Source organism: Pseudomonas sp. Irchel s3h14, from assembly GCF_900187425.1.
Lineage (GTDB): Bacteria > Pseudomonadota > Gammaproteobacteria > Pseudomonadales > Pseudomonadaceae > Aquipseudomonas.
In genome coordinates, this window is record NZ_FYDJ01000013.1 from 1 (window position 1) to 23,302 (window position 23,302).

The following is a 23,302-nucleotide window of genomic DNA, read 5'->3' on the forward strand; positions in this document are numbered from 1 at the left end:
CTCACCACTCAACAGGCCGAGCGTTAGCTCGCCTGCAGCTTTTGATCTTGATGCACCGCCCCATCGAGAGGCCGAGTGGAGGTTCTGCGCAGTGGGCAACCCGGCATGGATGCCGGGTTAGCCGCCCCCGGCCATGGATGGCCGATGGCGGCGGGCCCACGGAGCAGGACCGGAGCGAGGGCATGCCGAGCCTAGGCGAGGCACCGAACGACAGGGGCAAGAGCCCTTTGGTTACTTTGGGGCTTTTCCAAAGTGACTCGCTGTAAAAGCGAAACCGCCAGCGACCGTTACCGCAAAAACGGATATACACCCGATCAAAAAGAGCCAGCGATTGTTACGCTTTCTGTAACGCTGAATCAAACCCAGCCCCCTTTATCGATCGCGGGCAAAGACTAGAATTCAGGTATCGGAATCAACACGGAGCACGGAAAAATGAAAACCCTGATCAGCCTGTTTCTGACCGTTGTCGCCACCTCGGCCATGGCCGCCGGCAACGAACCCGCCGCTACCTCGTACAACCCGGCACAGCCGCTGGACATCGCCGAAGTGGTTTCAGTGTCGAACACTGCGACCGCCTGCGGGGTTGTGCCTGCGACCATGGAGTACGTCGATCATCAAGGCCAGACCCATCGCGTGACGTACGAGGTCATGGGTGATTGCACGAGCAACCTGTAATCACTGGCACGCTGCACGACTCACACGATCATTCGTTTCGCCTGTTCTTTTTCAGGGTTCATAGCAGCGTCCATGTGTAGCTGAGGATCAAGCGGTTCTCGTCGATATCACTGCGGTAGTTGGAGCGCGCCATCGCGTTGCGCACACGAATCCCGAGGCCTTTGAGGCTGCCGCTCTGCAGCACATAGCCGATGTCCAGATCGCGTTCGCGGTCCTTGCCCTCGAACCCTTTGCCGGTATCGACATTGTTGCCGGTGATGTAGCGCACGGTGCTGGTCAGCCCCGGTACGCCGAGGGCCGCGAAATCGTAGTCGTAACGCGCCTGCCAGGAGCGCTCATCGGTGAAGGCGAACTCGTAGGTCGGCACCTCGTTACCCAGTGGACTGATGTTGGCAAACACTCGCGGGAAGGCACTGTCGCCGAACATGCCCTGATAGCCGACATAGAACGTGTGGCCGCCACGCTTGGCTGACAGCAAGGAGAAGAACGCCTGGTTGTCGATGTTGCCCAGCAGCTTTTTGCCGTCTTCGCGCGAATCGTAATAACCAAGGTTGGCGCCCAGGATCCAGTTACCGAGTGGCTCGCTGTGCTTGAGGCCGAGAAAACGCTGGTTGTAGATATCTTCCAGTTGCCCGAACCAGGCGCTGACCGAGCTGCGCTTATCGTTGAAAGCGTAATCGGCGCCGGCAAAGTTGAAGCCATCGCTGCTGACCTGACGCTGCGGTACGTGACCGAGCATGGCTTGCATCTTTTCGTCGCCAGCCTCGTTGCGCAGGCTGGTCGAGTTCAAGTGACCACCTTGTAAGGTCAGGCCGTTGATCTCGTTCGAGCTGATGCTCGCGCCCTGATAGCTGGGCGGCAGCAAACGGATATCGCTGAAGGCCAGCACTGGCAAGTTGGGTTGCAGCTCACCCACCTTCAGTTCGGTTTTGGAGACACGCACCTTCAACGCGCCTTCCAGTCGGCTGTAATCATCCGCCGCGCGCCCGTCATCCTTTACCGGCAGCAAACCGGTATTAACCCGATCCGGGCTGCTGTCGAGTTTGAGGCCGAGCAGGCCAATGACATCCACACCAAAACCGATGGGGCCCTGGGTATAACCGGATTTGACGTTAAGGATGAAGCCCTGCGCCCACTCTTCAGCCTTCGATTGTTGGTTGGCTCCGACGATGTCGGAGAAGTCCCGGCTGAAGTAGTAATTGCGTGCTTGCAAGGTGGCGGTGGTGTCTTCGATGAAGCCACTCTCGGCCGCCATCGCACCGGCGGAGAAACTCGAGACGACAGCCATGGACAACACTGAACCGGTTGTTGGAAGAATCTGTTTCATCGTTTTTTCTCTTATTTTTATTAATCGACAGGTTGAAGTGCTTCAGCCGCAGCGGATTCGCGGCGGGGAACAGGACGACGGGCGTTTAACAACAAGTGCGTGACCATGCCGAAAATCAGCCCCCAAAAGGCGGCTGACAAACCCAACAACGACATGCCCGACGCGGTGGTCAGAAAGGTCACCAACGCGGCTTCGCGATCACTCGGCACGGCCATTGCGCCGGCCAACGCCCCGGCAATCGCAGCAAACAGCGCCAGCCCGGCCAAGGCCGCGATCAGCTCTTTGGGGAACGCCGAAAACAGGGAAACCAGGGTGGCGCCGAAGATCCCCAGCACCAGGTAACACAGCCCGCCCACAACCCCGGCCACATAGCGTTTGCCGGGATCTTCATGGGCCTCGCGCCCGGTACAAATCGCCGCGGTGATGGCTGCCAGATTCAGCCCATGGCAACCGAACGGCGCCAACAGCGCCGTGCCCACCGCACTGCTGGCGATGATCGGGCCGGCCGGTGTTGCGTAACCGCTGGCGCGCAGCACCGCCATGCCGGGAACGAACTGTCCGGTCAGCGCCACCATCACCAGCGGCAAGGCGATATTCAGGGTCGCGCTCAGGCTGAACGCGGGCGTTATCCACACCGGCGTGGCCAACCCGATCACCAACGCTTCGCTGTGCAAATCACCGGCGAGAAAAGCCATCGAGCAGCCCACCAGCAGCACCATCAACACCGCATACCGCGGCATCAGCCGTTTGCAGATCAGGTACGTGGCGAACATCGCCAGCACCAGCAACGGCTTGCCCTGCAACGAGACGAACAACCCGGTGCCGAAGCTGAACAGAATCCCCGCCAGCATCGCTGCCGCAATCGCCGCCGGCAGTTTGCCGATGATCCGGTCAAACGCCCCGGACACGCCGACCAGAAAGATAATCAGGCTGCTGACCAGATACGCGCCTACCGCTTCCGGCATGGAGATTCCCGGCAACAGCGCCACCAGCAACGCCGACCCCGGCGCCGACCACGCGATGATCACCGGGACGCGGTAACGCAGGCTCAGACCGATGCCGAGCACGGCACTGCCGATGGAAATCGCCCAGACCCAGGAAGACAGCACCTCTCGCGAGAGGTGCGCGGTCTCGGCGGCCTGAAAGATGATCACCAATGGGCCTGCGTAGGAAATCACCGTGGCGATAAATCCGGCGACTGCCGCAGACAGGGAAAAATCCCGGACGAACGTTTTCATGAAGCTTCGCCAACAGACCCATCGGGCGAACCGTGGCGCAGGCCCGACAGCGCTTGTTTAGCATTGCGCCGACTGCTGATGGCGAACACGGTCATGGCAATCGCGGCCACCGCACCGGGCAAGGCAAAGGCCATGAAGTTCAGTTGCAGCGGCAGGCTGATCCCGAGCAACGCACCGCCCAGCAGCGGTCCGACGATGGCGCCGTTGCGCCCGATACCCGAGGCCCAACCCAAACCGGTGGAGCGAATGGTCATGGAGTAGAACTGCGCGGCGCAGGCGTACAACAGAATCTGCGAGCCGATGGTGGTGGCGCCGGCAATGGCGATCAGCAGGTACAACAGCGGCATCGGGCTGTTGAAACCCAGCAAGGTGATCGACACCGCAGCCACGGCGAAGAACACCGCCAATACCCGCGGCAGGTTGAGCTTGTCACCCAGCACACCGCCGCCGACCGCGCCGAAAATGGCGCCTAAGTTGAGCACCAGCAGGAACGACAGACTCGAGCCCAGGCTGTAACCGGCGTTGGCCATCAGTTTCGGCAGCCAGGAACTCAAGGCGTAGACCATCAGCAAGCAGCAGAAAAACGCCAGCCACAACATCAGCGTGCGCAGCGCACGACCTTCGCGAAACAGTTGCAACACCGGAGTGCCGGTGCCCTTCACTTCGCTCATGTGCAGCTGATCGCCGGTTTGCGCGACGTAAGCCGGGTCAACCCGCTGCAGGATGTTGCGCGCCTCTTCATTGCGCCCCTGACGCAGCATGAAACCCACCGACTCGGGCAGGAAGTACATGATCAACGGCAACAACAGCAACGGCAGCACTGCCACGTAAAACACCGATTGCCAGCCAAAACTCGGGATCAACACGATACCGAGCCCCGCCGAGAGCATGCCGCCCACCGAATAGCCGCTGAACATGATCGCCACCAGCGTGCTGCGGATTTTCTTCGGCGCGTACTCGTTCATCAGTGCCACGACGTTGGGCATCACCCCGCCAATGCCAAGCCCGGCAATGAACCGGCACAGGCCAAACTCGGTGGGGTTGCGGGCAAAACCATTGAGCACGGTAAAACCGCTGAACAGCATCACGCAGATCGTGATGGCTTTTTTGCGGCCGATCTTGTCCGACAGCGGGCCGAAAAACAGCGCGCCGAACATCATCCCGAACAGTGCATAACTGCCCAGTGCGCCCGCTTGCAGGGGACTGAGCCCCCACTCTTTCATCAGCATCGGCAGCACCACGCCGTAGATCACCAAATCGTAACCGTCGAAAATGATGATCAGGGCACACCAGAACAGCACCATCCAGTGAAAGCGGTTGAATCGTGCGTTGTCGATAACCTCATGTACGTCGATCTTGCGCATGGCATTTATCTCTTGTTGTTATTTTTTAAGAGCGTCGGCAACACGGCTAACGTCCGTACAGCCGAGGGTAAAGACGCCAGACACGGGGCAATATCCGCTTTGCGCAGATCGCTATCCGTTTTGTGCAATGCCTTGAACAGGGGGCGGGATGAGGAGTGTTGCGGGCATGGCGCGCCGCAGATCCGGCAGATCTGACCCTCTCCGATAAACTGTCTTCTTTGCGATCGCATTTGAACGCTAAGCTTGGGCTTATGGATGACTCAGATTATTTACGCCTGCTGACCATCGCGGCCGAGCAAGCCAACGCGTTCCTGTCCAATGCCCGCAAATGGGAGCGTGAGCGTTGGGTCTGTCAGCGCCTGCTGCAAGGCCTGAACATTCCCTATCGCGCCGACGAATTCGCCCCGGCCGGGGAGCCGCCGGACGTGTTGTTTCGTGACGCCAGTTTCGAAGTGTTTTTCGTGCTCGATGAAGGCCGACGCCTCAATGACGAATGGCGCGATGAACTGCAACGACGACGCAGCGCGTTTTCCCTGAGTTCGCTGGTGCGCCGCGAGGCCAAGCCCCGGCGCATCCCGGCCAATGAATTCTTGCTGAGACTGGCGCCGACCTTGCGCAAAAAAGCGCACAACTACAAAGAACGCGGCATGGACCTGGGCGAACTGGACATCATCGCCTTCGCCAGCCTCAAGCGCGAAGTGCTGGACCTCAACAGCCACTTCCCGCCGCCGACCGAATACCTGCGCCAGGGCTGGCGCTCGTTGTCGCTGGTCGGTCCGACCTTCGCCCGCGTGCTGTTCGCGCACCCGGATGCGCCGGATTTCCTGCGCAGCAACCTGGGTCGCAGCATTGTTTTCGACGTCGGGATCAGCCTGTGAGTCCGTTGCAGGAACTGATTGCCGAAGTGCCGCAAACGGGTCGCGTTCGCTGGATCGGCGTGCGGCCGCAGTCACGTTCTCAAATGATCGAACTCGATGCCGTGGAGGCGCGGCTTGAAGCCGGTTTGACCGGTGATCACGCGCGTCCCGGCGTACGCAATGCTCGGCAGGTCACGCTGATTCAATGGGAGCATCTGGCGGTGATCAATTCGCTGATGGGCCGCCCGACGGATCAGCCGGTGTTAGCACAGGACTTGCGACGCAACATCGTCATCAGCGGCATCAATCTCTTCAGTCTCAAGGGCCGGCGCTTCAGGATTGGCCAGGCGATTTTCGAAACCACCGGCTGGTGCCAACCCTGCGCCCGCCTCGAGAACAACCTCGGCCCCGGGACCTTTCAGGCGGTTCGCGGACATGGCGGAATCACCGCCCGAGTGTTACAAAGTGGAATCATTCGCCTGGACGATACGGTGAGCGTCGAGCCCATTCCTGCCAGCGGCTATGCTCCGTTCAATGTGGGCTAACGTGTTGCACAGCAGCCTGCTTGTAGCTTCTACACATTTAGCAACGTCTACCCCTGACGAGGCCCAATATGACCAGCCGCCTGAACCCCGACGACCAAAAGCATGTCGAAGAGTACCTGCAACTGTCCCAGCACCAAGTCGAGCGCCGGCCTTTCCGGCCGTGGATGCTCCTGGTGGTGGTGTTGGCAGTGACCATTGGTTTAGGCCTGTTGAGCCGATTTATCAGTTACCTGACGCTATGAGCAGCATCGCGCTCGCTCGGGTAATTGCACCGATTTCTTTTAGCCTTGCGAGATATCCCCATGACTCATCGTATTGTCATCGTTGGCGGCGGCGCCGGCGGTCTGGAGTTGGCTACCCGTCTGGGTAAGACTCTGGGCAAGCGCGGCACGGCCAGTGTGATGCTGGTCGACGCGAACCTGACCCACATCTGGAAACCGCTGTTGCATGAAGTGGCGGCAGGTTCCCTGAACTCTTCCGAAGACGAACTCAACTATGTTGCCCAGGCGAAATGGAACCACTTCGAGTTCCAGCTGGGGCGCATGAGCGGGCTTGATCGCGCACAGAAGAAAATCCAGCTGGCCGCCACCTACGACGAAGCCGGCGTGGAGCTGGTCCCGGCCCGTGAACTGGGTTACGACTCGCTGGTGATCGCGGTCGGCAGCACCACCAACGATTTCGGGACCCAGGGCGCGGCGCAACACTGCCTGTTCCTCGACACCCGCAAACAGGCCGAGCGTTTCCACCAGCAATTGCTCAACCACTACCTGCGCGCCCATGCCGGGCAGACCGACAAGGTCGAACAGATCAGCGTGGCCATCGTCGGCGCCGGTGCTACCGGGGTCGAACTGGCTGCCGAACTGCACAACGCCGCCCATGAACTCGCGGCTTACGGCCTGGACCGGATCAAACCGGAAAACATGCACATCACGCTGATCGAAGCGGGGCCACGGGTGCTGCCAGCCCTGCCGGAACGTATCGGCGGGCCTGTGCATAAAACCCTGGAGAAACTCGGGGTCAACGTCATGACCAATGCCGCCGTCAGCGAAGTGACGGCCGACAGCCTGATTACCGCCGATGGCAAAGTCATCAATGCCAGCCTGAAAGTCTGGGCGGCCGGGATTCGTGCACCGGGCTTCCTCAAGGACATCGATGGCCTGGAGACCAACCGGATCAATCAGCTGCAAGTGCTGCCGACCCTGCAAACCACCCGCGACGAAAACATCTTCGCCTTCGGTGACTGCGCAGCCTGCCCGCAGCCGGGCACCGATCGCAATGTTCCGCCACGCGCCCAGGCTGCGCATCAGCAGGCTTCGTTGCTGGCCAAATCGCTGAAACTGCGGATAGAAGGCAAACCTCTGCCTGCGTACAAGTACACCGACTACGGCTCGCTGATCTCGCTGTCGCGTTTTTCAGCTGTGGGTAACTTGATGGGCAACCTCACCGGCAGCGTGATGTTGGAAGGCTGGCTGGCGCGGATGTTTTACGTGTCGCTGTATCGCATGCACCAGATGGCACTGTATGGCGCGTTTCGCACCGCGATGTTGATGTTGGGGAGCAAGATCGGGCGCGGGACTGAGCCGCGGTTGAAGCTTCACTAACGCGATCAAGTGTGGGAGCGGGCTTGCTCGCGAAGAGGGCGTGTCAGTCGACGTAAATGTTGCCTGACCCACCGCTTTCGCGAGCAAGCCCGCTCCCACATTTGTTAGTCAGTGCCTTGTAGATCTGTGTCTTACTGTATCTCTCCCGCCGTTTCATCCCCTTCGCTTACAAACTCCCCCTTGCGCGACACAGTAGCGATACACCACGCCCGCTAAATGGCCACACCCGAGCAAGGCTCCCCGCCCGCTACGGTTATCGCCGCACTTACGTGGCGTCCTTTATCGAACGGTTGTGTCGTGCAACCCAGGAGTATTGAAATGTCCCGTACCACCAAAAACACTATCGGTTTGCTCGGCGCTGTTTTGGCCGGTGGCATGATGTTGACCGGTTCTGTGTTCGCCGCGCAACCTCTGACCCAGGGCTACCTGCTGGCCTCGGCCGAACAGGTGGTGAAGACGCCTGAAGGTAAATGTGGCGAAGGCAAGTGTGGCGATGCGTCGATGGCAAAAACCGACACCGATGGCGACGGCAAGGTCTCCCGTGCGGAATTCCAGAAAGTCGCGCCGAAATCCAATTTCGACAAGATCGACACCAACCATGACGGCTTCATCGACGAGCAAGAGGCTTTCGACAACGTGAAGGCCAACTTCGAAGCCAACGGCAAGAAAATGCCAAAAGGCCTGTTCGAGCACTTGAAAGACCAAGACGGCGCCTAAGCGTCTGAGAACCAAGCCGCGCTTTTCCGTCGAGAAGCGCGGCTTTTTTGCGTCTGGAACATTTTTCGAAGACAAAAAAAATCCCCGTATCTTTCGATACGAGGATTTTTAATATGGTCGGGGTAAGGGGATTCGAACTCCTGACATCCTGCTCCCAAAGCAGGCGCGCTACCGGACTGCGCTATACCCCGGTAATAAAAAGGCGACCTTTAAAAAGTCGCCTTCTTCGATCAGTGCTTTTGGCCTCTGATCTTAAGATCTGATCCCAGCGTGAACTGGTTTCAAAAATGGTGGGTCGTGTGGGATTCGAACCTACGACCAATTGGTTAAAAGCCAACTGCTCTACCAACTGAGCTAACGACCCAAAAATGGTCGGGGTAAGGGGATTCGAACTCCTGACATCCTGCTCCCAAAGCAGGCGCGCTACCGGACTGCGCTATACCCCGGCTTGAAATTGGCTCCGTGACCAGGACTCGAACCTGGGACCCAATGATTAACAGTCATTTGCTCTACCGACTGAGCTATCACGGAACTACATATTTCAATTTACAACGATGAAGCTTTTTGCGTTCTCTTCGACCCGTTCGCATCGCTGCGTTCGTGTGTCTGAGGCGCGCTATTCTACAATCTTAAGCACCTCTGTCAACCCCCTAAATTGCTTTCAAGTTAATGATTTGCAACTTATTTCAGATTCCTGCTTGGGGAGCTGGAACCCTTCAGGGCGACTTACTGCGGGGCGCACTTTACAAGCCTTTTCCTTTCAGTTCAACAGCCTGGCGAAAAAAAGGCCTCGCAATGCGAGGCCTCACAGGTTTTGCTGCCGCCGTGGATCAGACGAAGACGATTTCGTCGTTCTCCACGACACCCTTGGCGGTATCGCCCGGCATGAAACGACCGGACAGAATCAGCTGCGCCAGCGGGTTCTCGATCCAGCGCTGGATCGCTCGTTTGAGCGGCCGTGCGCCGTAAACCGGGTCGTAACCCACCGCGATCAGCTTATCCATGGCCTCAGGGCTGAGATCAAGCTTGAGCTCGCGCTCGGTCAGGCGACTGCGCAGGCGACCCAACTGGATCTCGGTAATGCCCGCGATCTGATCCCGAGCCAATGGCTCGAAGATCACCACTTCGTCGACCCGGTTGATGAACTCCGGCCGGAAGTGCGTGGAAATCGCATCCATCACTGCCGCACGCTGAGCCTCACGATCACCGACCAATTCCTGGATCTGCACCGAACCGAGGTTGGAGGTCATGACAATCACGGTATTTTTGAAATCCACCGTGCGGCCATGACTGTCGGTCAGTCGGCCATCTTCCAGCACTTGCAGCAAGATGTTGAAGACATCCGGGTGGGCCTTCTCGACCTCGTCCAGGAGGATCACCGAATAAGGCTTGCGACGCACTGCCTCGGTCAGGTAACCGCCCTCTTCATAGCCTACGTAGCCTGGTGGCGCCCCGATCAGACGAGCCACGGAATGTTTTTCCATGAACTCGGACATGTCGATCCGCACCATCGCCTCTTCAGTATCAAAGAGGAACTCGGCCAGCGCCTTGCACAGCTCGGTTTTACCGACACCGGTCGGGCCGAGGAACATGAACGAGCCACTCGGGCGATTCGGATCGGACAACCCGGCACGGGAGCGCCGCACGGCGTTGGAAACGGCAATCACCGCTTCGTCCTGGCCGATCACACGTTGGTGCAACAGGCTTTCCATCTTCATCAGCTTGTCGCGCTCGCCTTCGAGCATTTTCGACACCGGAATACCGGTCCACTTCGAAACGACTTCAGCAATCTCTTCTTCGGTCACCTTGCTGCGCAGCAACTGGTTTTCAGTTTTGCCGTGCTGGTCGACCATTTGCAGGCTGCGCTCCAGGTCCGGGATGATCCCGTACTGCAACTCGGCCATGCGGTTCAAGTCGCCTTTGCGGCGGGCAGCTTCCAGTTCCTGACGGGACTGTTCGATTTTCTGCTGGATCTGAGCAGAACCCTGGACTTCGGCTTTTTCCGCGTTCCAGATTTCTTCGAGGTCCGAGTACTCACGTTCGAGGCGGACGATTTCTTCCTGGAGTTTTTCCAGACGTTTTATCGCGGCTTCGTCGCTTTCTTTCTTCAGCGCCTGGGATTCCACCTTCAGCTGAATCAGACGACGCTCCAGACGATCGAGCACTTCCGGTTTGGAGTCGATCTCCATGCGGATGCGACTGGCCGCTTCGTCGATCAGGTCGATGGCTTTGTCCGGCAGCTGACGGTCAGTGATGTAGCGATGACTGAGCTTGGCCGCAGCGATGATCGCGCCGTCGGTGATCGCCACCTTGTGGTGAACCTCGTAACGCTCTTTCAGGCCACGCAGAATCGCGATGGTGTCTTCTTCGCTCGGCTCATCCACCAGCACTTTCTGGAAGCGCCGTTCGAGGGCCGCGTCCTTCTCTATATATTGGCGGTACTCGTTGAGCGTGGTCGCGCCGACGCAGTGCAGCTCACCGCGCGCCAATGCTGGCTTGAGCATGTTGCCCGCATCCATCGAGCCTTCGCCTTTACCGGCGCCAACCATGGTGTGCAGTTCGTCGATGAACAGAATGATCTGCCCTTCCTGCTTCGACAGTTCGTTGAGCAGGGATTTGAGGCGCTCTTCGAACTCGCCACGGTACTTGGCACCGGCAATCAGCGACCCCATGTCCAGGGACAGCAGGCGTTTGCCTTTCAGTCCATCCGGCACTTCGCCGTTGATGATGCGCTGGGCCAGGCCTTCGGCGATGGCGGTTTTACCCACGCCAGGCTCACCGATCAGCACCGGGTTGTTCTTGGTGCGGCGCTGCAGGACCTGAATGGTCCGGCGAATTTCGTCGTCACGGCCGATCACCGGATCGAGCTTGCCTTCTTCGGCACGCTTGGTCAGGTCGACGGTGTATTTATCCAGCGCCTGGCGCGACTCTTCGTGGTTGGCGTCATTGACGGCCTCACCACCACGCAGGTTGTTGATCGCGTTTTCCAGGGCTTTCTTGCTGACGCCCTGGCCGAGCAACAATTTGCCGAGCTTGCTGTTCTCGTCCATGGCGGCGAGCAACACCAGTTCGCTGGAGATGAACTGGTCGCCCTTCTGCTGGGCCAGACGATCGGCCTGATTGAGCAGGCGCGCCAAATCCTGCGACATGTTCACGTCGCCGGTCGGGTTCTGGATTTTTGGTAGTTGGTCGAGCTCTTTGGTCAGCTCTTTACGCAGGCTGTTGACGTCGAAGCCCACCTGCATCAGCAGGGGTTTGATCGAACCACCCTGCTGCTCAAGCATGGCTTGCATCAAGTGCGCCGGTTCAATGCCCGGATGATCGAGGCCGACGGCCAGGGATTGGGCGTCGGACAAGGCTAACTGCAACTTGCTGGTTAAACGGTCTATACGCATGGGTCACCTTCCTTTTGAGCAGGCCGGACCTATAAAACATCCTGAATGAAGAAACCTGCCAGATACCGTTATAGATGCGGTCGATTCTGGGAGTTTCAAGCGTCGCTCAATTGATGCAGATCAGAGAAGTTTAGCGTTTGTGCCCTGTCTCACGAATACGTTCCTCTTTTGGCGAGTGGCTGTTGTCGTCAGGCAAGGCGCCGCGACGAGTCATAGCCCGCTATGGCGAGGAGCGGCAACGCAGCATGACGGCAACAGACACCGTCAAAAAGGAACAGTATTTGTGAGACAGGGCACTACAGCCAAATGAGGGAGGCAAACCGACCGGTGCGTGGACTGCGGCGGTAAGAAAAGAAGCGAGGATCGGTCACGGTGCAGAAACCGCCACCATAAACAGCAGTGACACCGCGAGCCGCCAGACGCAAACGCGCCAACTCATAGATGTCGGCCATGAATTTGCCAGCATTTGCACTCGGTACAAACGCTTTAGCGGCTTCGGGCAATTGCTCGACGAAGGTTTCGCGCACTTCAGGGCCGACTTCAAAGGCTTGCGGGCCAATGGCCGGGCCGAGCCAGACCAGCACTTCTTCTGGTGGCACGGCCAGACTGTCGAGGGTCGCCTCCAGCACACCCGCCGCCAACCCGCGCCAACCGGCATGGGCCGCCGCGACGCGAGTGCCTGCACGGTCGCAAAACAATGCCGGCAGGCAATCCGCGGTCATCGCCGTGCAGGCGATACCGGGCGTTGCCGTCCAGCTGGCATCGGCAGTGGCCGTAAGGCTTGGGTCTGCGTGGGCCACGACAATGCCGTGAACCTGCTTTAACCAGGCCGGCTGAATAGAGAAATGATCGGTGAGGCGACGGCGGTTTTCGGCAACAGCTTCGGGGCTGTCATCGACGTGATCGCCGAGGTTGAGGCTGTCGAACGGCGCCAGACTGACGCCGCCCGCACGGGTGGTCACGCAGGCTTTCACCCCGGCAGGCGCAGGCCAGTCGGGAATCAGCCAGTCATTCATCCGATGAACGCCTCGCGGTCTTGCTTGAGCAGCGTCAGCAACCAGACGAAATCGTCCGGCAGTGGCGATTCCCAGCTCATGCGTTTACCGGTGGTCGGGTGATCCAGCTCCAGGAACCGCGCATGCAGCGCCTGACGCGGGAACGCCTTCAACGATTCGACCATGGTCACACTGGCTGCCGGCGGAATACGGAAACGACCGCCGTAGGCAGGATCTCCGACCAACGGGTAGTTGATGTGAGCCATATGCACACGAATCTGGTGCGTACGACCGGTTTCCAGCTTCACCCGCACGTGCGTGTGGGAGCGGAAACGCTCGAGCACGCGGTAATGGCTGACGGCTTGCTTGCCACCTTCCATCACGGCCATGCGCTGGCGTTGCTGACCGTGACGACCGATCGGCGCGTTGATCTTGCCGCCGGCAGTCACCACACCGATCACGATGCACTCGTAGATCCGGCTTACGCTGCGGCTCTGCAATTGCGTGACAAGCTGTGTCTGCGCCTGAATGGTCTTGGCCACCACCATCAGACCGGTGGTGTCCTTGTCCAAGCGATGCACGATACCGGCGCGGGGCACATTGATGATGTCCGGCACGTGGTGCAGCAAGGCGTTGAGCAAGGTGCCATCAGCGTGACCGGCGGCAGGATGCACCACCAGACCCGCGGGTTTGTTGATCACCAGGATGTCGTCGTCTTCATAGACGATGTCCAGCTCGATGTCTTGAGCGATCCATTCGCCCTGAGCTTCCTGCTCGGCAGTGAGTTCAAGAATGGCACCACCGTGAACAATGTCTCGCGGGCGGATAACCGCCCCATCCACAGTCAGGCGGCCGTCTTTGATCCAGGCGGAAAGGCGCGAGCGCGAGTGCTCAGCGAATAATTGTGCGGCGACTTGATCGAGGCGTTGGCCGCCCAATTCGGACGGCACCTCTGCGCGAAGTTCAATTTTATCGGACATGCTCAGACTAGGCGTCGGCACAGCCTTTGGTTTCGGCTGCGCGCTTGTGGTTAAATACGGCGTCTTTTGCCCCGAGGCTATTCAACGGGGCGCTCATCATAACAGGACGGCCCCGCCCAAGACAGCGGCCGTCATAGGGACGCAAGCCGCCATGCAAGTGAAACACCTGCTGCTGATCGCCATCCTCGCATTGACCGCTGCTTGCTCATCGAAGGAAGTCGTAGACGAAAACCTGAGCGAGGTCGAGCTGTACCAGCAGGCTCAGCACGATCTGGACAACAATAGCTACACCGCCGCCACAGCCAAGCTGAAGGCGCTGGAGTCGCGTTATCCGTTCGGTCGCTACGCCGATCAGGCTCAACTCGAGCTCATCTACGCCAACTACAAGAACACCGAGCCTGAAGCTGCGAAGTCTGCCGCCGAGCGCTTCATTCGCCTGCACCCGCAGCACCCGAACGTGGATTACGCGTATTACCTCAAGGGTCTGACTTCTTTCGATCAGGACGTCGGCCTGTTGTCGCGCTTCCTGCCGTTGGACATGACCAAGCGTGACCCGGGCGCCGCTCGCGACTCCTACAACGAGTTCGCCCAGCTGACCAGCCGCTTCCCCAACAGCCGCTACTCGCCGGACGCCAAGCAGCGCATGATCTACCTGCGCAACCTGCTGGCGGCCTACGAGATTCACGTTGCCGACTACTACCTGACCCGTCAGGCCTATGTCGCCGCCGCGAACCGTGGTCGCTACGTGGTGGAAAACTTCCAGGAAACCCCTTCGGTCGGTGACGGCCTGGCGGTGATGACAGAGGCCTACCAGCGTCTGCACCTGGACGACCTGGCCGCCACCAGCCTCGAAACCCTGAAGCTCAACTACCCGAACCATCCAAGCCTGGACGACGGTCAGTTCAAGCCTTCGATGGACGAAGCCGACAACCGGTCGTGGTTGAGCAAGGCCACCCTGGGCCTGATCGAATCCCGTCCACCGCTGCCGCCGGGCGAAACCCGCGCCAACCAGGACGTGCAGCGGCAGTTCCAGGACGCCAAGGACGCGATTCCGAACGATCTCAAGCCTAAAGATGAAAATGGCGACGTGATCGAAGAAGAGGAACACGAGTCCGAAGCCAATAACAGCGACCGCTCGTGGTTCAGCTACATGACCTTCGGCGTGTTTGACTGACGCATCGGGTTGTACAAAAAGGAGCCTTTCGAGGCTCCTTTTTTATGGGCTCGATGATTACGCTGTGCGCTGGTCATGTCCTTGGCTAAACTGGCTCATCACTCGTCGAATAGCTGCTCATCATGCTTCGTTTACTGTTCTGGATCGCCCTGATTGCCGCTGCGGTATGGTTCTGGCGCAAGTTCAAGGGCCAGGCTTCTGTGCCCAAGTCCTCTGCCGAGCTGGAAGCGGCCCCGATGGTCCGCTGCGCCCATTGCGGCGTACACCTGCCACGCGACCGCGCGCTGAGCCTTCAACAACAGTGGTATTGCAGCCAGGCTCATCTTGAGCAAGGCCCGGGCTCCAGTGATCGCTGAGACCTCCAGTCCCGGCAGCAAACAGGCCCAGCGACTGCTGCGCCTCTATCACCTTTACCGTTTGAGCATCGGCATCACCCTGGTGCTGTTGATCTCCAGCAACATGGACAACCAGCTGCTGACGTTCAGCAATGACGACCTGCTGCGCAGTGGCAGCTGGTTTTACCTGGTGCTGAATATCCTGCTGGTGGTATTCCTCGGGAACACCCGGCGCCCGACGCAACTGTTCAGCCTGGCGCTGACCGACGTCCTGCTGCTGTGCGGTCTGTTCTACGCCGCCGGCGGTGTGGCCAGCGCCATCGGCAACTTGCTGATCGTATCGGTAGCCATCAGTAACACCTTGTTGCGAGGGCGCATCGGACTGCTGATTGCCGCCGTTGGCGCGCTCGGCATCGTCGGGTTGAGCTTCCTCCTGAGTTTCAGCCATCCCGCCACCCCCAACGACTACCTGCAAGTCGGCACGCTCGGCGCCTTGTGTTTTGCTGCGGCATTGCTGGTGCAAGGGCTGAGCCGACGCCTGGAGGTCAGCGAAACCCTCGCCGAACAACGGGCCAGCGAAGTCGTCGGCCTCGAAGCCCTCAACGCACTGATCCTGCAACGCATGCGTACCGGCATCCTGGTACTCGACGACAAGCGGCGGGTTCAACTGGCCAACCACAGCGCCTTGAACCTGTTAGGCAGGGAAAATCTTGCAGGCCAGCTGATCGACGACTACTTACCCAGCCTGGTCGAACGCCTGCAACTGTGGCTCAACAATCCGACGCTGCGCCCCCAGAGCCTGAAAGTCGCCAGTAGCGGTCTGGAGCTGCAACCGAGCTTCATTGCCCTGGACCAAAGCCCTCACCACCAGACCCTGGTCTTTCTCGAAGACCTCGCGCAAATCGCCCAACAAGCCCAGCAACTGAAGCTCGCCGCCCTCGGTCGCCTGACCGCCGGTATCGCCCATGAAATCCGCAATCCACTGGGCGCCGTTAGTCATGCCGCGCAGCTATTGCAGGAATCAGAGGAACTGAACCGCGCGGATCGACGTCTGACACAGATTATTCAAGACCACTCTCAGCGAATGAATCGGGTTATCGAAAACGTCCTGCAACTGTCCCGCCGCCAGCAAACCGTAGCGCAACGGCTTGATCTGAAGCCGTGGCTGGAGCAGTTCGTCAACGAAACCCGCGAGGGGGCGACCGAGCATCAGCAGATTCATCTGCGCATCGGTTCAGGAGACTTCAAAACCCTGATGGATCCAGACCAGCTGACCCAGATTCTCGACAATCTGTTGCGCAATGCCTGGCGCCATAGCGCCTTGAATCACGACCTGGCACAGGTCTGGCTCGAGTTGTTCGTCGACCCGGACAGCCTGCTGCCGATCCTCGAGATCCTGGACGATGGCCGCGGCGTGGCACCGGAGCATCACGTGCACTTGTTCGAACCGTTCTTCACCACCAGCCCCCAAGGCACCGGCCTGGGGCTTTATCTGTCCCGTGAGCTGTGCGAAAGCAACCAGGCCCGCCTAGACTTCAAACCACGCCAAGGCGGCGGCTGCTTTCGCATCACTTTTGCTCACGGACGGAAACAAAGTTGAACATGAGCCCACGGCAAAAAGTCCTGATCGTCGACGACGAACCGGATATCCGCGAACTCCTGGAAATCACCCTGGGACGGATGAAACTCTACACCTTCAGTGCCCGCAACCTCGGCGAAGCCCAGGCCCTGCTGTCGCGAGAGACGTTCGATTTGTGCCTGACCGACATGCGCTTGCCGGACGGCACCGGCCTTGAGCTGGTGCAACACATCCAGCAACGCCACCCAAACGTACCGGTGGCAATGATCACCGCTTATGGCAGCCTGGAAACGGCGATCAACGCCCTCAAGGCCGGCGCCTTCGACTTCCTGACCAAACCGGTGGACCTCACCCGCTTGCGAGAACTGGTCAGCAGCGCGCTTCGGTTGCCTGCGCCGGGCGGCACCGGCATCGCCATCGATCGCCGGCTACTGGGTGACTCACCGCCCATGCGCGCCTTGCGCAAACACATCGACAAACTGGCCCGCAGCCAGGCGCCGGTGTACATCAGCGGCGAATCCGGCAGTGGCAAGGAGTTGGTCGCGCGACTGATCCATGAGCAAGGACCCCGCGCCAGCCAACCGTTTATCCCGGTCAATTGCGGGGCGATTCCGTCGGAATTGATGGAAAGCGAGTTTTTCGGGCATCGCAAAGGCAGCTTCAGCGGTGCCATCGAAGACAAACCCGGACTGTTCCAGGCCGCCCATGGTGGCACCCTGTTCCTCGACGAAGTGGCTGATTTGCCGCTGGCGATGCAGGTCAAACTGCTACGGGCAATACAGGAAAAAGCCGTTCGCGGTGTCGGCGAGCAGCAGGAAACCGTGGTCGATGTGCGTATCCTTTGCGCCACCCACAAAGACCTCGACGCCGAAGTCGCCGCCGAACGTTTTCGTCAGGATTTGTACTACCGGTTGAACGTGATCGAACTACGGGTGCCGCCCTTGCGCGAACGCCGTGACGACATCGAATCCCTCGCCAGCCATGTGCTCAAACGCCTGGCTATCAGCACTGGCCAGCCCGCTGCAAAACTCCACCCCCAAGCCCTCGACGCGCTGAAAAGCTACCGCTTCCCCGGCAACGTCCGGGAACTGGAGAACATGCTCGAACGGGCGCACACGCTGTGCGAAAACAAACAAATTGAAGCCAGCGACCTGCGACTGGCCGAAGGCAACTGCAACCCGGAAGGTGGTGTGCCGGACCTGACGCAGATCGACAACCTGGAAGACTACCTGGAAAACGTCGAACGCAACCTTATCCTCCAGGCCCTGGAAGAAACCCGCTGGAACCGCACGGCGGCGGCTCAGCGGTTGAATCTTTCATTTCGGTCGATGCGCTACAGGCTCAAGAAACTGGGACTCGATTGAGTCTCAGATACGTCCAGTCGGTGCATACGGCGCCGGATCAATGATCGGCTCACGCCCCAGCATCACATCCGCAAACAACTGACACGACGCCGGCGCTAGTACCAAACCATTACGGTAATGCCCGCAATTGAGCCAAAGCCCTTCGAACCCTGGCACCCGACCGATGTAGGGAATGCCTTCCGGTGAGCCCGGTCGCAACCCGGCCCAGTGCCCCACGACCTCGGCATCCGCCAGTGCAGGAATCAACTCCACCGCCGACGCCTTCAGGCTCTCCAGGGCAGATTCGGTTGGCGTCTTGTCGAAGCCTTCATGCTCCAGCGTACTGCCGATCAGAATGTGCCCGTCGCGCCGGGGAATCGCATAACGCCCCTTGGCCAGAACCATGCTCGGCAGGAAATCCGCTGCGCATTTGTAGAGAATCATTTGCCCTTTCACCGGCTCGACCGGCAAGTCCAGGCCCAGGCTCTTGAGTAAATCACCGCTCCAGGCACCCGCGGTCAGCACCACCTGATCGCCATGAATCGCTCCCGCCGAGGTCTGCACCCCGACCACCGTTGCGCCTTCACGGATAAACCCGCTGACTTCACACTGCTCATGAATCGTCACGTTCGGCAGCGCCAGCAACGCAGCCTTGAGGGACTTCACCAGCCGCGGATTACGCACATTGGCCACATCGGCCATGTAGATCGCCCGGGAAAAACCGCTCCCCAGCACCGGCACCGCGTCGTGAGCCGCCGAGATATCCACAGCCCGCAACGGACGGTTTTCCCGCTCAGCCCAGGCCAGCGCCTCGGCCTCATCATCCAGATCCAGCCAGTACAACCCGGTGGTATGCACCTCGGGATCGACACCCGTGGCGGCAAACAGTCGCTCGCCCAGCTGTGGATAAAAATCCTGGGACCAATGCGCCAACGCGGTGACCGCCGGGCTGTAGCGCCACGGGTAAAGCGGCGAAACGATACCGCCACCCGCCCAGGACGACTCCTGACCGACGTTCGAACGATCCAGCAGCACAACACTTTGCACTTCGGACGCGAGATTGAACGCTGTCAGCAGGCCAATCACGCCGCCGCCGACAATCACCACTTGCTGTTGCCTGGTCATGTTCTGATCCAACCGTTAAATAGACAGAGGGCGCAAAAAGGCGCCCGCAAAAGGAACTCAGCGACCCCAGCAATCCTTGGCAACCAATCCGGCCGTGGCATTGACCATGCTTCTGACGCCGGTGTTGGTGATGGTGAAATCACCGCACTTGTCAGCAGCCATGGCCTTGCCGGGCTTGCGCACTGCCGTCAGCAGGAAGGTCTGATCGGTCAGGGTCGGGGTGATGGTGTAGAAGTCATTACCGGCACTCAGGCCGGTGGCGTTGGTGTAGACATTATTCTTCGAATAGTAGCGTTCAAGGATCTGCGCTTGTTCGGAGAGCAGGCCGGCGACTTCAGTGCGGCGCCCCTTATTCACGTACTCGGTGAGGCTCGGGTAGCCAATGGTGATAACGATTCCGATGATCGCAATCACGATCATGATTTCGATCAGGGTAAAACCTCGGTTGGATCTGCGCATGCCTCAAACTCTCACTTACTGTATTTGTCGCCACATGATGCGACGGCTGCCGCCGCTGCCGGGCTTTTCCACCAGGGAGCTGATGCCACCGCTGGAGTTGTTAACAATTTTGCGGGACGCATTGTTGACGATCGCGTTCAGTGTCGGAATACCACCGGTGAAAATCACCCCGCTTGATATCGAATCCGTGCTGTCGACCAGCCCGTCACCATTGGTGTCGAGCACCGCGTAATTGAGCATCTTACCGCTGAATGCATCCAGCTCGACCAGTTTGCCGGTACCGAAACTGGCGCAAGGGTCGGTGGTGTCCACGCTGGCCGTGGTGAACACGATCCGGCCCGCCACCAGACTGGCCTGATTGATCACCCGTTCACCGGTTAGCACGTTGTTGTACACCAGCGGCAGGTACCAGCCTTTTTTCGCCGGATAGGTCACGTCGTTCTGACTGGTGGTAATAAATTGCCCACTGCTGCCGGAGAACACGCCAGTCACCGACTGTGCCTGCAAACTGGACGTTGTGATTTTTCCGGAGCCACCTTCCGCATCCCACACGGCATAGAAAGCCTGAAGGTCTTTGTTGGTCTTGTCGGCCGTCTCATTGAATTTACCGGTGCCGAAAAACACTTCCTTCCCTCCCAACGAATTGTCCGCCAGCAATGGTTGTGCGGTGATCGGCTGGGTGACGCCACCCGCGGTGGTAAACAGCGGTTGGCGGGAAAACGCCAGGTCCCACGATTCCGGAGCGGTGGCGCTCAAATCAAACTTCCACAACCTCCCCTTCAAATCGCCACCATAAGCGGCCTGCACCACATTCTGCGAGTTGACACGAAGTTTTACCGATGACAGGCCGTTGGTAGTTTCGGCGCCGTCGACCACTATTTTCTTGATCAACGTGCCGTCGCGAACATCGACCACGTACAACGCTGCCACCCCGGAGTTGCTGCCATAACCGTTGGAGATGAATGCCGCCCATCGACCGTCGGCCAAGCGTGCCACTTCCGGTCGTGCGTAGGCATAACCCAGATCATTGAAAACGTTCTCCGTATTTGCCGTGGTCGGCGCACTGATTTCCCACAACGCGTTAGTCACGTTACCGGCCGAGGCGTCGAACAACTGCAGTGCATAGAAGGTTTTGCCGCCCGCCCCTGTTCCACCAATCGCCAGGGTTTTCCAGGCACTGTTGAGCTGGGCATCGAACACGCCCACCTGGCCGTCCACCAGAAACTTGTGGCTCACCCCGTTTATGTAATTGGGGTCGGCGATGTAACGCAGTGACGGCAACACACTGGACGGCATAAAAGCGTAACGCCGCGTGCCATTGGACGTGTTGATGACGTTTACAAAACCGTCGTTGGCGTTCACCACGAGGCTGGCGTTCATGCTTGCCGCTTTGGTTGCCAGATAGGCGCTGTAAGTGGTGTCGCCTGACAGATCGGACGCGGTTTTATCCGTGGGTGACGCCAGGGCCAACGGCGAATTGATGATGTCGCCAAGCAGCACACTGCGCACTTTCAGGCCGGTCTTGTTGGTGCCCTTGCTCCACTCCACCAGATCGATGCCGGTGATGCCGGTGGGCAAACTCTGGTTGAGGGAAGTTTGCTGGGCAGGGGAAAAACTGGCGTAGGCCAGTGTCACAGCCGAATTGGTCAGGGTATTCCAGGACTGGTAGGTCGGCGCCGTGGCACCGGGCACGATGGCGGTATCGGTTGTCCACAACACCGAGGCGGTGTTAACCGCGCCAGCGGAGGTAAACCCGTAGGACTTGATCGTGCCGCGCCAATCCTTGGGATCGTAACTGGTCTGAAAGTAACTCGAACCGCTGGCCAGAGTGGTCCCGCTGGCCACGCCGCTGCCACCTGAGCCAGCCTTGGAGGTGATATCGCTCAGGGCCGAAGACAGTGCGCTGTTGAGCCCGGCGCCTTCAGTCGCCTGGTAGTACTTGCCCTGCCCGTAGGTCGCGGCGTCCGCCAGCATTTGGTTTGCTGCGGTAAAACCCACGGTGTAGGTATTCATGTTCTGCCTGGGAAAATCCAGGGCGTCCCAGCTTTTGCCCGCGGCATCGGTCCCCGTGGAGCGCATGTCGATGTCGAAGGCGAACTTGGCGATGTCATCCAGATACAGGGTATCGCCATCGTCGTCGCCGAAGAGGTTGGCGCCATCGTTATTGCTGATCCCGTCCCAGTTCGGTAAGCGGCTGCCACCGAGAGGATCGTCGGTCGGAAAGGTTCGGTCGTAGGTTGGCAGGCCATCAGTAATCACCACCCCGTAGTTTCTTTGGCAGCGATACTGAATCGGACTGGTATAGGAGGTGGGCGTCGAGTTGTTGTACGGCGCCATGCCACGGAAATAGCGGGTGATCTCGTAATAGGCTTCAGCCAGTGGCGTATTGGCCTGCGCGCTCAGCTCGTCGATTCCGGCGATCAATGCGTTGTAGTTGGTATCAGCCTGAGCCTGAGTCACGGTGCCGCTGACAGCCGACAAATCACTGACCGAGCGGGCGATGTAACCGCCGTCATTCTTATGGTTTCCGACAGCCAGGTTGAACGTCGACAGGCCGATGCGCAGCGAGCGGTTGCTGGCCACCAACGCCTTGGAAACGTTGCGCGCCACATTCATCCGGTAATCATCGGGGATCGAGCCATCGGTGAAATCCCGGTCGGAATGGTTGACCAAGCTTATCAGATACGACAAGTATTTCGCCGAATAGCGAGTGTCCTCGCGCCCTACCGGATCGGGAAGCTTCAGGCAAAGCGAATCCAGACCGAGGAAGCTGTTTTTATAAAAACCGTACCATCCATCCCTCCCGCATGTTCCACGAGTCAAACTCGACAAGGAAATACTGCTATCGGTCATGTCAAGTTCCCGGCCTTTCAAGCACGAACCATTCGAGAGGCAAATAGTCACCGGGGGGCGTGCGATCGTTGGGTCGAAGCCTGCCGCCCAGATAATGCTGTTCATACTCCCCGAGTCATCGAGTAACAGCATTACATTGGGTGCCACGGCGGCGGCGTTCAACAGCGGCGAATCCGATGGCGTGAATGCATAGGCCGGCGCCGACAGGTAAAGCCCCAACACTGCGCCGCATACCAGGCGCCACAGCCCGGCGTACCGTTCAGTACTTCGCATAGATACTCTCCACCACACTGCGCGAGTTGCCCGCGATGCCGACTGCGGTCACCCGGTACAGCGTTGTCGAGGTGTTGCTCGGCACATTCACGGCGGTCAGGGTGGTGCCGATGTTCTGCACCCCGTAAAAACCGCTACCGGAGGCGATCCAGGTCACCCCCGAGGTGGAATTGAAGCCGGCGCCGGTGATTGTCGACGACTCGGCCGGTGGCGCGCATTGGGTGGTGCCACTGCAGACCGGCAACGAATAGGTCTCCAGTTGCACCGCGCTTTCACCCACGCGCAACGCCGATTCGGCGCCCTGGAACGACTGATTGCGCAGAATCACGCTGCCGGCCATTTTTTCCTGCAACGTCGCGCTCTGCATCGACGAAAGCCCGATCAACGTCAGCACCAGGAGAAACACCAGGCTGACCAACAGCGCCATGCCGCGCTGGGCATGAGGGGTCGTGGAAGAAATACTCATC

At 59.3% G+C, this 23,302-nt stretch carries 20 protein-coding genes and 4 tRNA genes; 10 read left to right on the forward strand and 14 right to left on the reverse strand.

Annotated features, from left to right (window positions below; all coding sequences use genetic code 11):
* Positions 1 to 432: 432 nt before the first annotated feature.
* Positions 433 to 675: a DUF2790 domain-containing protein gene (locus CKW16_RS21815; protein WP_033054329.1), complete on the forward strand. Its 243-nt coding sequence runs from the start codon at positions 433 to 435 to the stop codon at positions 673 to 675.
* Between the two features lie 58 nt (positions 676 to 733).
* Here CKW16_RS21815 and CKW16_RS21820 read toward each other — a convergent pair whose 3' ends face one another.
* From CKW16_RS21820 to CKW16_RS21830, 3 genes are read right to left on the reverse strand one after another with little or no spacing between them, the layout of a single operon-like run.
* Positions 734 to 2,002, reverse strand: coding sequence for an OprD family porin (locus CKW16_RS21820; protein ID WP_095130581.1), 1,269 nt, complete (start codon positions 2,000 to 2,002; stop codon positions 734 to 736).
* A 20-nt stretch (positions 2,003 to 2,022) separates the two neighbouring features.
* Positions 2,023 to 3,240 (reverse strand): benzoate/H(+) symporter BenE family transporter, encoded by a 1,218-nt coding sequence (locus tag CKW16_RS21825; RefSeq protein ID WP_095130583.1) that lies wholly within the window; start codon positions 3,238 to 3,240, stop codon positions 2,023 to 2,025.
* Positions 3,237 to 4,604 carry an aromatic acid/H+ symport family MFS transporter gene (locus CKW16_RS21830; RefSeq protein ID WP_095130585.1) on the reverse strand — a complete coding sequence of 456 codons (1,368 nt, stop codon included), beginning with the start codon at positions 4,602 to 4,604 and terminating at the stop codon, positions 3,237 to 3,239. The genes CKW16_RS21825 and CKW16_RS21830 overlap by 4 nt, the downstream gene beginning before the upstream one ends.
* 251 nt (positions 4,605 to 4,855) lie before the next feature.
* Between CKW16_RS21830 and CKW16_RS21835 the strand changes: the two genes are divergently transcribed.
* The 5 genes from CKW16_RS21835 to CKW16_RS21855 all read left to right on the forward strand — a co-directional run bounded on the left by CKW16_RS21835 (position 4,856) and on the right by CKW16_RS21855 (position 8,324).
* Complete coding sequence (locus tag CKW16_RS21835; protein ID WP_008154887.1) at positions 4,856 to 5,482, forward strand: DUF1780 domain-containing protein; 627 nt, start codon at positions 4,856 to 4,858, stop codon at positions 5,480 to 5,482.
* Entirely contained in the window at positions 5,479 to 6,006 is a 528-nt protein-coding gene (locus CKW16_RS21840; protein WP_095130588.1) for an MOSC domain-containing protein, read from the forward strand. Before CKW16_RS21835 ends, CKW16_RS21840 begins: the two co-directional genes overlap by 4 nt.
* A gap of 68 nt (positions 6,007 to 6,074) precedes the next feature.
* Positions 6,075 to 6,248, forward strand: a complete 174-nt coding sequence (locus CKW16_RS21845; protein WP_074870992.1) for a DUF3094 domain-containing protein — start codon at positions 6,075 to 6,077, stop codon at positions 6,246 to 6,248.
* Positions 6,249 to 6,308: 60 nt separating this feature from the next.
* Positions 6,309 to 7,607: an NAD(P)/FAD-dependent oxidoreductase gene (locus CKW16_RS21850; protein ID WP_095130590.1), complete on the forward strand. Its 1,299-nt coding sequence runs from the start codon at positions 6,309 to 6,311 to the stop codon at positions 7,605 to 7,607.
* 318 nt (positions 7,608 to 7,925) lie between these two features.
* Positions 7,926 to 8,324 (forward strand): hypothetical protein, encoded by a 399-nt coding sequence (locus CKW16_RS21855; RefSeq protein WP_095130592.1) that lies wholly within the window; start codon positions 7,926 to 7,928, stop codon positions 8,322 to 8,324.
* Between the two features lie 114 nt (positions 8,325 to 8,438).
* Here the strand turns inward: CKW16_RS21855 and CKW16_RS21860 are convergent.
* From CKW16_RS21860 to rluD, 7 genes are all read right to left on the reverse strand, one after another.
* Positions 8,439 to 8,515: transfer RNA gene (locus CKW16_RS21860), tRNA-Pro, on the reverse strand.
* Between the two features lie 97 nt (positions 8,516 to 8,612).
* Positions 8,613 to 8,688: transfer RNA gene (locus CKW16_RS21865), tRNA-Lys, on the reverse strand.
* Positions 8,689 to 8,693: 5 nt separating this feature from the next.
* A tRNA-Pro gene (locus CKW16_RS21870) sits at positions 8,694 to 8,770 on the reverse strand.
* A 9-nt stretch (positions 8,771 to 8,779) separates the two neighbouring features.
* A tRNA-Asn gene (locus CKW16_RS21875) sits at positions 8,780 to 8,855 on the reverse strand.
* Between the two features lie 299 nt (positions 8,856 to 9,154).
* Complete coding sequence (gene clpB / locus CKW16_RS21880; protein ID WP_095130594.1) at positions 9,155 to 11,719, reverse strand: ATP-dependent chaperone ClpB; 2,565 nt, start codon at positions 11,717 to 11,719, stop codon at positions 9,155 to 9,157.
* A gap of 296 nt (positions 11,720 to 12,015) precedes the next feature.
* Positions 12,016 to 12,735 carry a peptidoglycan editing factor PgeF gene (gene pgeF / locus CKW16_RS21890; RefSeq protein ID WP_095130595.1) on the reverse strand — a complete coding sequence of 240 codons (720 nt, stop codon included), beginning with the start codon at positions 12,733 to 12,735 and terminating at the stop codon, positions 12,016 to 12,018.
* Complete coding sequence (gene rluD / locus CKW16_RS21895) at positions 12,732 to 13,694, reverse strand: 23S rRNA pseudouridine(1911/1915/1917) synthase RluD (protein WP_007942311.1); 963 nt, start codon at positions 13,692 to 13,694, stop codon at positions 12,732 to 12,734. The genes pgeF and rluD overlap by 4 nt, the downstream gene beginning before the upstream one ends.
* Before the next feature lie 151 nt (positions 13,695 to 13,845).
* Between rluD and CKW16_RS21900 the strand changes: the two genes are divergently transcribed.
* The 4 genes from CKW16_RS21900 to CKW16_RS21915 all read left to right on the forward strand — a co-directional run bounded on the left by CKW16_RS21900 (position 13,846) and on the right by CKW16_RS21915 (position 18,146).
* A complete protein-coding gene (locus CKW16_RS21900) occupies positions 13,846 to 14,868 on the forward strand; it encodes an outer membrane protein assembly factor BamD (protein WP_095130597.1) in 1,023 nt (340 codons plus the stop codon).
* Positions 14,869 to 14,990: 122 nt separating this feature from the next.
* A complete protein-coding gene (locus CKW16_RS21905) occupies positions 14,991 to 15,224 on the forward strand; it encodes a PP0621 family protein (protein ID WP_008154904.1) in 234 nt (77 codons plus the stop codon).
* Complete coding sequence (locus tag CKW16_RS21910; RefSeq protein ID WP_095130599.1) at positions 15,214 to 16,803, forward strand: PAS domain-containing sensor histidine kinase; 1,590 nt, start codon at positions 15,214 to 15,216, stop codon at positions 16,801 to 16,803. Before CKW16_RS21905 ends, CKW16_RS21910 begins: the two co-directional genes overlap by 11 nt.
* A 2-nt stretch (positions 16,804 to 16,805) precedes the next feature.
* Positions 16,806 to 18,146 (forward strand): sigma-54 dependent transcriptional regulator, encoded by a 1,341-nt coding sequence (locus CKW16_RS21915; protein WP_095130601.1) that lies wholly within the window; start codon positions 16,806 to 16,808, stop codon positions 18,144 to 18,146.
* A gap of 3 nt (positions 18,147 to 18,149) precedes the next feature.
* Here the strand turns inward: CKW16_RS21915 and thiO are convergent, their stop codons facing one another.
* Genes thiO through CKW16_RS21935 form a run of 4 tightly spaced genes read right to left on the reverse strand, consistent with a single transcriptional unit; the run spans position 18,150 to position 23,301 of the window.
* The gene (gene thiO / locus CKW16_RS21920) at positions 18,150 to 19,250 is read right to left on the reverse strand and encodes a glycine oxidase ThiO (RefSeq protein WP_095130602.1); all 1,101 of its coding nucleotides are present in this window, start codon (positions 19,248 to 19,250) and stop codon (positions 18,150 to 18,152) included.
* 57 nt (positions 19,251 to 19,307) lie between these two features.
* Complete coding sequence (locus CKW16_RS21925; RefSeq protein ID WP_095130604.1) at positions 19,308 to 19,709, reverse strand: type IV pilin protein; 402 nt, start codon at positions 19,707 to 19,709, stop codon at positions 19,308 to 19,310.
* A gap of 15 nt (positions 19,710 to 19,724) precedes the next feature.
* Positions 19,725 to 22,835, reverse strand: coding sequence for a pilus assembly protein (locus CKW16_RS21930; RefSeq protein WP_095130606.1), 3,111 nt, complete (start codon positions 22,833 to 22,835; stop codon positions 19,725 to 19,727).
* Positions 22,822 to 23,301, reverse strand: coding sequence for a PilX N-terminal domain-containing pilus assembly protein (locus CKW16_RS21935; RefSeq protein ID WP_095130608.1), 480 nt, complete (start codon positions 23,299 to 23,301; stop codon positions 22,822 to 22,824). The genes CKW16_RS21930 and CKW16_RS21935 overlap by 14 nt, the downstream gene beginning before the upstream one ends.
* Position 23,302: the final 1 nt, after the last annotated feature.